The 13691-nt window shown below is 43.8% G+C and carries 13 protein-coding genes; 9 read left to right on the top strand and 4 right to left on the bottom strand.

From position 1 onward, the window contains the following. The 4 genes from E1163_RS30515 to E1163_RS09655 all read left to right on the top strand — a co-directional run. A partial coding sequence (locus tag E1163_RS30515; RefSeq protein ID WP_185156034.1) for a hypothetical protein occupies positions 1-360 on the top strand: 360 nt, incomplete at its 5' end. A 70-nt stretch (positions 361-430) separates the two neighbouring features. Further along, a complete protein-coding gene (locus tag E1163_RS09665; protein ID WP_155171236.1) occupies positions 431-3103 on the top strand; it encodes a cation-translocating P-type ATPase in 2673 nt (890 codons plus the stop codon). 45 nt (positions 3104-3148) lie between these two features. Beyond that, complete coding sequence (locus E1163_RS09660) at positions 3149-3541, top strand: hypothetical protein (RefSeq protein ID WP_155171235.1); 393 nt, start codon at positions 3149-3151, stop codon at positions 3539-3541. 242 nt (positions 3542-3783) lie between these two features. Further along, complete coding sequence (locus tag E1163_RS09655; RefSeq protein WP_155171234.1) at positions 3784-4731, top strand: DUF808 domain-containing protein; 948 nt, start codon at positions 3784-3786, stop codon at positions 4729-4731. A gap of 6 nt (positions 4732-4737) precedes the next feature. Here E1163_RS09655 and E1163_RS09650 read toward each other — a convergent pair whose 3' ends face one another. Beyond that, positions 4738-5061, bottom strand: coding sequence for a hypothetical protein (locus tag E1163_RS09650; protein WP_155171233.1), 324 nt, complete (start codon positions 5059-5061; stop codon positions 4738-4740). Positions 5062-5411: 350 nt separating this feature from the next. Between E1163_RS09650 and E1163_RS09645 the strand changes: the two genes are divergently transcribed. Then, positions 5412-5783 carry a sensory rhodopsin transducer gene (locus E1163_RS09645; protein WP_155171232.1) on the top strand — a complete coding sequence of 124 codons (372 nt, stop codon included), beginning with the start codon at positions 5412-5414 and terminating at the stop codon, positions 5781-5783. 66 nt (positions 5784-5849) lie between these two features. On the opposite strand, the gene E1163_RS09640 is transcribed toward E1163_RS09645, so the two are convergent. Together E1163_RS09640 and E1163_RS09635 are read right to left on the bottom strand one after the other, a co-directional pair. Beyond that, complete coding sequence (locus tag E1163_RS09640; RefSeq protein WP_155171231.1) at positions 5850-6695, bottom strand: NAD-dependent epimerase/dehydratase family protein; 846 nt, start codon at positions 6693-6695, stop codon at positions 5850-5852. Positions 6696-6773: 78 nt separating this feature from the next. Beyond that, on the bottom strand, positions 6774-8597 hold the full coding sequence (locus tag E1163_RS09635; protein WP_155171230.1) for a PAS domain-containing protein: 1824 nt from the start codon (positions 8595-8597) through the stop codon (positions 6774-6776). A gap of 586 nt (positions 8598-9183) precedes the next feature. On the opposite strand from E1163_RS09635, the gene E1163_RS09630 reads away from it, so the two are divergent. The 4 genes from E1163_RS09630 (at position 9184) to E1163_RS09615 (ending at position 13334) form a co-directional block, all read left to right on the top strand. Beyond that, positions 9184-11142 (top strand): alkaline phosphatase family protein, encoded by a 1959-nt coding sequence (locus E1163_RS09630; RefSeq protein WP_155171229.1) that lies wholly within the window; start codon positions 9184-9186, stop codon positions 11140-11142. A 154-nt stretch (positions 11143-11296) separates the two neighbouring features. Beyond that, the gene (locus E1163_RS09625) at positions 11297-11677 is read left to right on the top strand and encodes a hypothetical protein (RefSeq protein ID WP_155171228.1); all 381 of its coding nucleotides are present in this window, start codon (positions 11297-11299) and stop codon (positions 11675-11677) included. A 212-nt stretch (positions 11678-11889) separates the two neighbouring features. Next, complete coding sequence (locus E1163_RS09620) at positions 11890-12312, top strand: DsrE family protein (RefSeq protein WP_155171227.1); 423 nt, start codon at positions 11890-11892, stop codon at positions 12310-12312. 5 nt (positions 12313-12317) lie between these two features. Continuing rightward, the gene (locus tag E1163_RS09615; RefSeq protein WP_155171226.1) at positions 12318-13334 is read left to right on the top strand and encodes a TQO small subunit DoxD; all 1017 of its coding nucleotides are present in this window, start codon (positions 12318-12320) and stop codon (positions 13332-13334) included. Positions 13335-13462: 128 nt separating this feature from the next. Here E1163_RS09615 and E1163_RS30995 read toward each other — a convergent pair. Then, positions 13463-13691, bottom strand: a 229-nt coding sequence (locus E1163_RS30995) for a hypothetical protein (RefSeq protein WP_221417975.1), incomplete at its 5' end; no start/stop codon positions are given.

The following is a 13691-nucleotide window of genomic DNA, read 5'->3' as shown; positions in this document are numbered from 1 at the left end:
AGGCAAAAAGAACTTGGACTAAAAAAGGCGTTTGACCGGTTAGTGTTAAACAACAACCTGAAACTGACCCAGTGGGAAAATATTGATGGAAAAATGATAGGCATCGATGTTCCAGGTAGTATGCTGGTATTTGTCAGCCCAAAAATTCCGCAAGGAATCGCTATAGATTTAAACAAAAGCGGTGGGTTTGAAATTTTAAGGAATAAGAAGGAAAGCCAGTTAGACCTGAGAGCAAATATTCTGGGCACCGGGCATCTGAGTATTCCTTTTTTTGACAATGACAAAGATGACATTCTGCGTTTTGAATACTTTAATCAAAAAGCTGAGCAATGGCTGGCTTTAATCAAACAAAACAAATAATTTAAGTAAATCTAAGGTGGGTAAGCCGTCTCAAGGGCCGGCTTACTCATCCATGGCTTTAAAACTTGACATGAAACTATTCGAGAACATCCACACGGAAACTATTGATGAGGTAGTTGAGGAATTAAACACATCATTAAAATCAGGTTTATCATCGACTGAGGCACAGACGCGTACCAGGGAATATGGATTAAATGTGTTGGAAGAAAGGGAAAGAAAATCCCCCTGGAAAATGCTTTTTGAGCAATTTACCGAAACCATGGTCGTGATCCTGATCATTGCTGCGGTCATTTCTGGTTTTCTGGGCAAGGAAATAGAAACCATATCCATATTGACCATTGTCGTTTTGTTTGCCATTCTCGGATTTATTCAGGAATTCAGGGCTGAAAAGGCAATGGCAGCTTTAAAGAAGCTGGCCGTACCACTGGTAAAGGTCATAAGAGATGGAAAAACCCAGGAAATAGCCTCGAAGCACCTGGTTCCGGGAGACCTGATCATTATAGAAGCTGGAAATATTGTACCTGCTGATGTACGAATAGTGGAGACCTCCAATCTCAAAATCCAGGAAGCGGCACTTACTGGTGAAGCTGACCCGATAGACAAAAGGGCGCAGGCGGTAAGTAAGCCGGACTCCCCACTGGGCGATAGGGTAAACATGGCCTACATGGGTACTAACGTCACTCTGGGCCGCAGCAAAGCCGTGGTTGTCCGTACTGGTATGAGTACCGAATTGGGCAAGATTGCCGGCCTGATACAGGATGTGCAAAAGGAAAAAACACCGCTTCAATCCAGGCTGGATCAACTGGGCAAATGGCTTGCTATAGGAGGCGGAGTGGCTGCGGTTATGGTCGCCATTGTGGGTATCATGATGGGGGAAACCTTCGTCGATATGTTTTTGGTAGGCATAAGTGTTGCCGTGGCAGTGATCCCCGAAGGGTTGCCTGCCGTGCTCACCATCACCCTGGCCTTAGGCTCTCAAAGGATGCTGAAAAGAAATGCACTCATCCGTAAACTGCCTGCTGTTGAAACTTTGGGGTCAGTAACCGTGATCTGCTCAGATAAAACGGGTACGCTGACCGAAAACAAAATGACGGTAACTACCATTGAGTCAGCCGGAGTCTCGATCCATAATTTTCCTCTGGTACCACAAAAGTATCCGGACAATGTGCTGCTCAATTTGATAATTGGTGCCTTGTGCAACGATGCCGAGATCAAAAGTGTGCAGGAAGAAGACCTTTCAATACTTGGCGAACCGACCGAGGCGGCCCTGGTAGAAGCAGCCGTTAAAGCAGGGCTGATCAAGCATAACCTGGAGTCTCAGTGGCCACGGCTCGGAGAAGTGCCGTTTGATTCTAACCGGATGCGAATGAGTACTTTCCATCATTTAAGGGATAAGGGTTCATCGCTTTTCCGGGAAATAAACAGCGAGCATGTGATGTTTATGAAAGGTGCTGTGGATAGCCTGCTGTCACTTTCATCACATATCAAAACCGAAACCGGAGTAGAACCTATCAATGACGAATGGGTTACGCGCATTAAAAACGCCCACGATGAAATGGCTTCGAAAGGAGTAAGAATACTTGGGTTTGCGTACCGAACCGTAGATGCTTTTGACCAAAACGCCAACCTGTATGACCTTGAAGATGAAGTAATATTCGTAGGAATGGCCGGTTTGATAGACCCTCCCAGAAGCGCTGCCAAGTCTGCCATTAAAAAATGTAAAACTGCCGGCATCCGCCCGGTGATGATCACCGGCGACTATCCTCTGACTGCCCTTGCCATAGCCAAAGAGCTGGGCATTGACATTGGTCCGGGCTACCTGACCAGTGAGTCACTCGGAAAACTGTCTGATGAAGAGCTTCAAAAAAAGGTGGCAAAGGTCAGTGTTTTTGCGCGGGTGGCACCGGAAGATAAGCTTAGAATTGTCAATTGCCTGCAAAGCCTTGGTGAAGTGGTGGCAATGACCGGGGATGGCATCAACGACTCACCTGCCCTCAAGAAAGCTAACATTGGAGTGGCCATGGGCATCACAGGAACTGATGTATCCAAAGAAGCCTCTGATATGGTATTGCTGGACGATAACTTTGCCACCATAGTTACATCCGTGGAAGAGGGACGCGCTATTTTCGACAACCTGCTGAGGTTTATAAAGTTCTCTCTCGGAGGTAACCTTGGCAAGGTACTCGTGATGCTGTTTGCTCCAATAGCGGGAGTTATCATAGCCCTGAATCCTATGCAGTTGCTTTGGTTAAACCTGCTGACAGATGGGTTAATGGGCCTCGGCCTTGGAGTTGAGCCTGCTGAAAAAGAAAACATGGATCGCCCTCCCCGCTCGACAAAAAAACCTATTCTGGATAAACCTGCCATTACACACGTAGCGTGGACGGGTTTATTGATGGGCCTTATCGCCATGGGAGTTATCTATTACTACTATGACCGGTCCAGGCCGGAAGATACTTACTGGCAGTCCATGCTGTTTGCTACAATCGGTTTCATCCAGATCGGCCACGCCTTCGGGTTGCGCGCTTCAAGTCATTTCGTGCTTTCGGCGGTGTCCAATTTGGCCTTTACCGTGGTAACTCTACTCACATTGATTCTTCAACTGTCAGTAATATACGTACCGCGATTAAATGATTTCTTTTCATTAATGCCCCTGAAGATTGAAGACCTGGCAGTTGCCATGGTCTTAGGTGTTGTGTATTCCGTTTCTGTCAGGTTAGAAAAAATACTGATGAAGAGGTGAACCGGCAAATAACATGAGTACATCTTGTTTGTTAAATTACATACAATGAGGCTTAAAATCACATATGATTATGACCCCGGTACGGGCATCTTCAGTAAGATCCATTATGGGAATATTGTGTTTGAAGATGTCATCAATAGCTGGAATGAAATTATTGGAAAAAATGCCATTCCAGACGGCACCTCAAGGTTTATTCTGGACTATATCAAAGCCAGATTCCTGCCAGGCGATGATGGCACCTCACAACTGGTGAAGTTTTACAAGGCCTATGACCACATTTTCTCAGGCTCCAAAGTTGCCCTCCTGATGGACAAACCAGACCAGGTTATCCTCCCCATTTTAGTAGACCATGAAGTAGACGGAATCTCCTTCAAGCCATTCTGCTCTTACGAGGGTGCCTTAGAATGGCTTAAGCCGTCCAATCTTCGTCAGGTCTGATTTTACTCATTGCATGACTGACACACGCAGGCTAAAACCAATCCCGCTTGTTCATCACTTTGATCAATAACCTTCTAAGGCTTTTTTAGTTTTAATAATATATGTTTGGCATTTAATTTTTTTTAAAACTATTTCGCACCACCCAAAAATCTATTATTCCTAAACGCAGAACCACGATACTGTCGGTTGAAAGTGGAAAAGGGTAAACAGTAAAGGGAAATTCAGTAGAGAACAAATAGAATATGGCTTCAGGTTTTTTTGCGCTATTAGATGATATTTCTGCTTTGGTAAAAGCAAGTGCCGCCAGTATGGATGATGTACCTACGCAGGTGGCCAAAACTACCGGAAAGGTTTCAGGCATTGTAATTGACGATACAGCGGTTACGCCCAAGTATGTGGTAGGGCTGGATGCCTCCCGCGAGCTTTCTATTATCTACCAGATTGCCAAAAAATCTCTCATCAACAAACTACTTATTCTAAGCCCTGCGGCCCTGCTGCTCGGATATTTTGCCCCCTGGGCCATTACACCTATATTGATGCTGGGTGGCGCTTATCTGTGTTTCGAAGGTTACGAAAAAGTGCACTCCATGTTCAGCAAACATCATGATAAACAGGATGAAAGCGAACCTGCAGAAGTTATTACTCCTGAAGAACTGGAAAAGAAACGCGTGGCAGGTGCCGTTCGCACTGATATTATTCTTTCAGCAGAAATTATAGCCATTGCATATAGCCAGGTAACCGGTCAACCCATATTAAACCAGATAGCCGTTATGCTGGCTGTGGCTGTTTTTATAACCCTGGCAGTGTATGGGTTCGTAGGCCTGATCGTTAAAATGGATGACATTGGGGTTCACCTGGCCCAGGACAAATATCCTCCTGGTATTCAGAAATTTGGTCGCAACATCGTAAAATTCATGCCGAGCTTCTTAAATATCCTGAGCTATGTGGGTACCGCTGCCATGCTTTGGGTTGGTGCCGAAATCATTGCTCATGGCATACCGTTCACCAATCATCTGCTGCACAATCTGGAGCATGCTTTAGCCGAAATGCCCCTGGTGGCCTGGTTTGCCAAGGCATTGGCCTGCGGTGTCGGAGGCTTAATTTTAGGTTTTGTTATTGATAAAATTATAACACTGTCAAAAAAAGCCCTACCCCTGAAAACAGCATCGGCCACTGCCTCAGATGATTAAGAAAGGCTAGCCATTATCAGGAAAATAATCCTGCTTCAATCTTGCACTAATTTTGACTTGTCTACGGCGTATCTTATGGCACACATACACCACATGGGAGTAATTCTGCTGTATTTCATCGCAGAGTTGCCCGAGGAGCTCAACGTCTTTGTTTTTTATAGCCTGTTCCTTTCTTCTTCCCCATTCTTCAATGCTTCGCTTGCTTTCATCCTCCGAGGCATTGACTTTTCTGATCCCCTTTATGAATAGTTGTACATGATTTAGGGCCAAAAACTCTGATACAGAAATATTGCGCCGCTTGTTTTTTTGTCTGAATAATGAAGAAAACATAGGTTTTAAGGTATAATTATAAAGTGAATATGCTAATAATTGACTATTAATCAAAATAAAAGTGTTTGCAGCATAGGCAAATTCTGTCAAACCCGCTCATTATCAGCACGATAAAAAAATATCACAGAGGGGATGATGTTCCAAAGCTGTCCGGAAGTATTTTGGGCGACTTTAGTAGGCAGAAGATAAACTTCTGTCTTTTCCAGGTGTTATCAAACCAGTACCCGATCAAAAAACATGATCTGGACTTAGGCCGGATTTTGTCCCTTGTCGGCATTAAGGCAGGAACAGAAACAACACAGATGGCAGCAATAGTTTGCGGCTGATAACCAAACCTAAAACCAACCACTATGGAAGCACTTGGAAAGAAAACATGGATTATTGCCGAAGGATATATCCCCTCCTACAGCCATGGTCCCGAACCGCAGTTTACCAGTCATGAAACAGCCTGCATCCTAAACACTTCCAAGCAGGACGCGCATATAAAAATCACCATTTTTTATTCTGACAAAGCACCTATTGGACCCTATGAGGTGACTGTGCCGGCTCAACGAACGAAGCACCTCAGGTTTAACGAACTTAAAGACCCGGAACCCATCCCGAAAGATACCGATTATGCCAGCGTTATTGAATCGGACATACCCGTGGTAGTACAGCATACACGCCTGGATTCAAGGCAGGCGGAGAACTCACTCCTTACCACCATAGCTTATTCTGAATAAAGCAAAACTGAATTTCGCACTTGTCAATCGGTTTTATAACACAAGTCGTGGTATCATAAAACATAACTACAAGGCCTCCAGCATTTCTTTGATATTATGTTCAGGGTTGTAACCCAGCTCCCTTTTGGCTTTGTCAATAACATAGACACGGTCTATTGAATCCGGAAGTGGCCAATTCATGGCTGCATAATATGCTATCAGCTTCGGGTTTTTCTTCTCAAGGAGTATTCTCAGATTGTGCTTCAGGTCACGCAGATCATCAGCAGTAAAGATGCTTTGGGCAGAGATATTAAAAACATCGAACTTTTGAAGGTCTTTTTCTATAGCCAGTTTATGCGCCAAAGCTACATCCCTGACATCCACACCTCGGTACATCCTGTAAAACAGCCTCCTCTCCATGGGTTCATTCCAAAACCTTGAAACCCTCAAAACAGCAGTTTGAAGCCGTTCTTTATTGAAAAAATCCCGGCATAATCCTTCCGCAGCTATTTTTGTAATATCATAGATATCACGAGGAATAGTTGGCACTTCTTCGGTAATCCATACGGCCTGGTTTTCGGCATCCAAACTTTCCCCATATAAAGACGTGGTGCTGGTATAGATAAATTTTGTAACGCCATTGGATTCGGATGCTTCAAGCAAATTCAGCGTTCCTGAAATGTTAGTATCAATGAAATCCTTCCTGGAGTGGGTGGCAACATGTGGGGCATGAAGCGATGCGGTATGTATGATCGCTGTGACCCCTTCTGTAGCCCGGAGCAGAAAATCTTTATCCGTCAAACTGCCAGTATCACTGGTATATTTCCCCTCAGCAATATCAACACCAACAATATCATATGTCTTCCCAAGTAAAGCTGCAATTTGACTACCCGAATGCCCTGAACTTCCTGTAATCAGAATTTTCTTTTTCATTTTCCTTAATTACTGTCTGTCATCAGGCCAATCTAACTGTTTTTTTCAAACAATTTCTCAGATTTGCCGGCAACTAACTTATAACTTTGGCAACTTCAACCGATCAGCCTGCTGATTATACATCGCCACTGCAAAATCCTCATTAATAATATGGTAGCGGGCGCCAATATATTTCCTGATCTTACCATGTTCGTCTTTAACGGGCACGATAGTGGAGTCTACCCAATAAACCGAGCCGTCTTTGGCCCTGTTTTTAATAATGCCATTAAACACCTCTCCTCTTTTAATGGTATCCCAAAAATATTTGAACAGTTCTTTGGGCATATCGGGGTGCCTGAAAATACTATGTGGTTTACCGATCATTTCTTCCCTCGTATACTTGGCGACTTTACAAAGTTTGTCATTTACATAAGTGATCGTGCCGTAAGGATCCGCTTCGGATAAAATGGTAGTGCGCTCAAATACACTTTCGCGGATCTCAAGGTCATGCCGGATTTTTTCGGTTTCATCAGCCTGTCTGGCCATGGCCTCCTGGGTAGATTGCAGCTCTTCCATATTCTGGCGCATTTCCTCCTCCTGCGCCCTCATTTCCTCTGCCTGTTGCTGTGATTGTTCAAAAAGCATTTTAATCCGCTGTGTTGTCCGGCTTGATACAATAGCCGAGGCGAGGTTGTCCAAAGCTTTTTCTATAAAGTTTTTCTTGTACTCATCCAACAAATGAAAAGAAGCCAGTTCCAGTACACCCACCACCTGCTCTTCCGTTTTCACGGGGCTGAGGTAAACGGCATTAGGGGTAGCCAGGCCAAGCCCGGAGGTTATATTAATATAGCCTTTTGGCACCTGCGTCAGGTATATTGGGGCTTTTTCGAGGAAGCATTGCCCTACAAGGCCTGCCCCCACGGATATCTTCTTTTCTAAAAATTTTCGTCTTTCATAAGCATAGCAGGCGGATAGTTCCAGGTAAGCGTCATCACCTTCGCCTTCCAGCAGGAACAAGCCTCCCTGATTGCAGCCGGTGTACTTCACAATTTTGCTCACAAATTCATAAGCCAACTCTTCGGTATTATCACTAAACTGACGAATAATGTCAGTCACCTCTGCTATGCCAACGTTTATAAACCTGTCGTGCTGCTCCCGCTCACGTCCCTCTTTCAGGCTATCACGCATTTTAAGCAGCGATTGCCCCAGCTCATCCTCATCGCTAAACCTATACTTATGCTCTGCCTCAAGGTTACCTGAGCTTATCGATTCAGCAAAGTCGATGTTATGCTTTACAATTTCTTTCTGCATGTCCAGCAACGCAGTTTGTGTCGCTTTAGATTTTGCAGCATTACCTAGTTTCGCTGCCCAATACCCACATATTCCGAAAATAATTACAGCCAGGCCAGTATGAAACAAGTACGTTTGCCAGCTCAGGTAATCTGACTGCACAAAATAAACACCTTCCACGCCACTATGCTGGAGCCATGCAAATAGTGTAAAATGTACCAGGGTGAGTATGGCAATGGGCAACATCATTGTCCATGACCGGTATGTAATCAATATGGCAGCACCTATGAAAAATGTGAAGTGCATTTCAGCCATACCATGCATCTGGTAAATGTACAGTGCTGGGAATATGGCAAAAAGCGAACTCAGCACATAATGCTGCAACCGATGGGCGGGCAGTAGCCATTTTATAAGCCAGTAGACAGCTATGGATATGCCTCCTATCCCAACAGCGGCAAGGTAAGTATCATGAAAAAAGGCCAGAAAGAGGCCAAACAGGAAATAACCAGCGAGAATATAATTCATCCGGCTGTCAGAGATCCTGTAAATTTCAATTAGAGCACTTTTGCCCGCATTGCCACTATCGCCATTTGTGGTATATTTTTCAAGCTTTGCTATAGACTTGTCAGACATAGTATTTTGAAACTATTAATATTTTAGTTGATGTAGTTACTGAAAACCTCCGATAGCCGACACTCTGCAACCGGCGGATTGGGTGTTTCTTAGTTCGGTTGCCGGCAATGATTCTCCTGGCAGGGAACTTAAGCGGGGCAATGGTTGCCAAAAATGAACTTTAAAAGCAGAAATATTAGTCCACTCAAAGTCCATAAATAAAAACAAAAATACTGTCAATTATGTAATTTCAACCATCAAGGCAACTGTAAAATGATAGGGATCACCTTTATTCTCTAAACAAGCTGAAGGCTATAAAGTTCCTTTGCTAATCTATCAATTTCATCCAGGACTCCTCTCCGCTCTTTCCTCCAAAACGCGGTCTCTTTTGTAACTAAATCTAACTCAGTTGAAAAGCCTGCAAAGCAACTAAAAGTTTGTCCAAAAAACATGAAAAAAAGTTTTTTTCATGTCAGTAATTTTTGAGCCTGAAGGCTCTGTCCGGAAAGGAGAGAAACAAGGTTAATCTTCATATAATAGCGAAGTAATAGTTCAATAATAGTGGGGTGCTACATTGAATCAGCTAAACCAACTAAACCATTAAATTATGTATCGAACTATTACGATTACCAGCATTTTATTAGCCATTTTAGGCGGTTCTTACCTGCAAGGTTTTTCCCAAAGCGGAAATAACGTACCGCGGGTAGATCATGTACTCCACATCAGCGTAGATGGCCTTCGACCTGACGTTATTACTTCCATGGGACAGGAAAGGCTGCCGAATTTTTTCCGCTTTCGTACAGAGGGTGCCTGGACAGACAATGCACGCACCGACAGATCAAACACCTCCACCATACCCGGACATACCTCACAGGTAACCGGCAGGCAGGTGTTAGGCAAAAACGCCCATAATTTTATCTGGAACAGCGACCCGGGCCCGGTAACCCTCCACACGTTTGCCGGCTACATAGCTTCTGCCTTTGATGTAGCTCACGACCATGGCTTGTCTACCGCGCTTTATGCTGGCAAGAGCAAATTCATTTTATTCGAAAACTCCTACAACGCCAGCAATGGAGCTCCTGATGTAACCGGTGAGGATAATGGCAAGGATAAAATTGATACCTATGTGTATAACGGAGACATGGCCCAACTGACTGCCCAGTTTGTCAGTGATTACCGAGTAAGCCAGTATGATTATGCCTTCTTTCACTTCAGATATCCCGATAGTCAGGGGCACTCAACAGGCTGGGATATTGCTCCATATGAGGAATATTCACAAAAAGTGGCCGAGGTTGATGCCCTGATCGGAGACCTGTTTAATGCCATAGAGAATACTCCCGGCCTGGCGGGCAAAACAGCTATAATCCTGACTGCCGACCATGGTGGTGAACTTGGCAGTAAAGGGCATGGTAACTTGCTGCACCCGGACAATTATACTATTCCATTTTATGTCTGGGGACCCGGAGTAGCCATGGGAGCTGACCTTTACGCCCTCAATGCAGACACCCGAAAAGACCCCAGCGCAGGCCAGGAGTATGATGAAGACGCCATTCAGCCTATCAGATATGCTGATGTAGCCAACCTTGCCATGAACTTCCTGGGCCTCCCTTCCGTACCTGGATCAGGGTTTAATGTGGATCAATCGCTTACTGTCACATCAGATCAGGCTGTAAACGTGGTGATCCAAAATGGCTTAAATAACTATTCAGGGACGGTGGACACCTACATAAGAAGGCATGAGAAGGATGCCGCTTATGGCAACAGAACTACCCTGATCGTAGATGATGCTGACCCCTGGTGGAGTGGCAGGGATAATCAGGCTTTGCTTCGTTTTGATAACATTGTAGGAAATGGCCAGCATCAGGTGCCTCAGCATGTAAATATTGTGAGCGCCACATTGAATGTACGGGTGATCAATGCTGGTAATGGTGGTTCGCTGCACCGCATGCTGAGAACCTGGAGTGAAAATGAAACCTGGAATACACTGGATAACGGCATACAGGCAAATGATATAGAGGCTGTTCGCAATGCTGACGGCTCCGTAAGTAACACCTCAGAGGGCATGCTAAGCATCGATGTAACACAGAGCCTACAGGCCTGGTCAGACGGCTCCGGCAATTATGGCTGGGCCATATTACCTGATGGTGGTGATGGCTGGGACTTCTACAGCTCAGAAGGATATATGCAGCCCCGGTTAAATATAAGTTATACTTACGGCACTTATCAGGCCAAGGCTATCTCTGCCGAAAACAGTAAAATAGAACAGGAAGCTTTAACGGCATTGGAAATTCCTGAGGCTGTATCGTTAAAAGGCAACTTTCCCAACCCATTCTCAGGCATAACAACCATCCGTTATGAACTTCACAAAAACCAAAAGGTAAGAATGGAGGTATTTGACAGCCAGGGAAAACCTGTTAGCGTGATCGTTGACGAAATAAAAGAAGCCGGAAGCCATGAAACAGCATTTGACGGAAGGAATTTACCTAAGGGGTTATACATCCTGAGGTTCCTGAGCCAGGGTGAAGATGCTCAAACTGTGTTGACGCATACTATGGTCCTTAGGTAAGTATATGTTTTTAAACCTTGGAGGTTTCCTTGCGTGTCGCAAATAAACCTCCACGGTTTAATTCCCACCTACATTGAAACCAAAAACCTTTCATCTACGTTTACGTAGCTTTTAAGGAGAAACTGTTCCTCCATCCGTTTCATAAATCTGCATAGTGAAAGTAAAACTGAACATAAAAGCGATAAAGAACATGCTTCCTATTCTGGGGATGACACTATTATTATTGCTTTCACCATGTAAAGTTCGAAATTTTGTTCAGGCAGAACTGGATGTACCTCAAACCGAAGTTTCAAACAAAAGTAAGTCTACTATTAGCAACTCCGGTTGTAGTATTTTTGAGGCTACCTCTGACACTTTAGTTACAGAAAAATCCGCTTTTCAAAATTTACCCGGATTAGCCGCGGCAGGTTTTGAGTCAGTTTTTGGAGAGTCAGGTTTTTCTCGTCATTACGTACAACCACACAACGCCAGAACCCATCTGGCCATAGAGGTACCCCTCTACATTTTATATCAAAGTTTTAAGGATTACCTATAGTTAGTGCCCACCTCCGGAGGTATCGTTTACAATGCTGTAGTCATACTTCCTGTTAAGGTTAGCCCAGGTTATTGTGGCTGACACACACCATTTTTACATACTAAAAGACTAAGCAGAATAAGGACATTCGAGCGTAAAGCCTATCGAAAATAAGAATGTAGCCTTCTGATAGGCCTTTATAGTATCCATTTCAAATTTCAATAATCAAAACAATGAAAAGATCGATTATATATCTTTCAGCAATATGCTTTTTATTCATAGGCACCACTGCATTAAAAGCGCAGGATTTTAACCCCAAAAAGAACAATTACTTAATCCTTTCGAAAAATATACGGCAGATTGAACCCGTGTTGCTAACCGCTCATGAACTTGCCGCCGAAGACAATGAAGAATATGGAGATTTTTACGTCATCATTTGTGGTAAAACGGTTAAGGACATACCCAACAATGAAGACCTTAAAAGGCTACTGGAAAAGGCAAAAGCCCGGCACGTAAGCATTTTTGTCTGTGGCATTTCTCTCAGCAAGTTCAATGTAAGCCCGGAGGATCTACCTGAGAATCTGACGATAATAGAAAATGGTATTTTATATGGGCTTCAGCTCTCCAAAAAAGGATTTATCACACTGACTATTTAATAGAAATGAAAAATATAAGTATAAAAAATGATGCGGGGCTGCTAGCACTCGCAGTAAGACTGGTAATTGGCTGGACCTATTTTTCAGCCTTTTGGAGAAGGACAATATTGGCCGATAAACTCGACCCGGAACTGACAGGATACATCGGCGAAAAGTTTAATCACTTTTTACCCAACGCTCTGGGGATAAAACCTCTGATTCAATACCTGGTTGAAAACCCGGATTTACTATGGGTAAATATGGTGGCGTTCACCATTATTGAAGGTATTGTTGGCCTGCTTATTATTTTTGGATTATTTACCCGTCTTATGAGTGTAGGTGTATTTGGCCTTGCGATGGGCATTCTGCTTGGTTCGGGCTGGATAGGCACCACCTGCCTGGACGAATGGCAAATTGGTATACTAGGTATCGCAACGGGATTTGTTCTATTTCTTACAGGGAGCGGCAAATATTCAATGGACAACTACCTGATGAAAAACAATTACGCCATCACCAGAAAGAAATGGTTTGCCTGGATAGGTTCCGGCGCTTTACCTATCAAAGAAACCATATTTCCAAAAATCGTCTTGGGTGGATCTTTAATTATCCTGGGAATTACACTAATGACCAATCAGGTATTTCACGGAGGGCTATGGGGCACTCTTCACAATAAATCCATAAAACCGAAACTGGAGATTACCGAGGGGGAAATAGAAAATGCTACTCTTTCTTTTGATGTGTTTAGAACTGAAGGCGTAGATGTTTATGGTTCCTGGGTGATCGGTATTCAGTTGCTGGATGCGAATGACCACAAGGTTTTTGAATATACACAAGAAGACCTCGCTGCCTTAGATTCTGAAAGCATTTCCAACTATTATATAGCCAAAATTAAACCTGGCAAGCACAGTCTCATTGTTCCATTAGGAGCAAAAGCAAAACTGAATTTGCAAAATGAAAGCATATCAGATCTACCAGAAGGCACCTATAAAGTAAAAATCATCGATATCAGTGGTGCGTATTGGATAGAGGAGGTTAAAAAATAAGGCTCCTACTGCACCTAAACCCTTGGAGGTTGTCTTGCCTGTTGCAGATAAACCTCCAAGGGTTAACTTCCAAAAGCTTGTCATACGAGGTTGGGCCCGCATGCCAGACTCTAATGGAAAATATAAAATCAGTGTAACCTTAAAACACGTTTACTTCTGCCTTTCAACCGCCACCACAGCAACTGCCACTGATATCTAATCCCTCCCAATTGCCAATTGATGTCAAACTTGTGCTGATTGTTGGTTAAATATGGTGGGATTGCCACTTTGCAGTGTAGCATAGGGTCATTGTTCCTAACATCCTCCAGGTAATCTTTTTCCAGAGAAGATTTGAGGTAGTACTGAACCTCAATGATA

This window comes from Fulvivirga kasyanovii (genome assembly GCF_009711405.1).
GTDB classification, from domain to species: domain Bacteria; phylum Bacteroidota; class Bacteroidia; order Cytophagales; family Cyclobacteriaceae; genus Fulvivirga; species Fulvivirga kasyanovii.
Note: the sequence above shows the minus strand (reverse complement) of the source record. Positions and strands in the feature narration are given on the sequence as shown.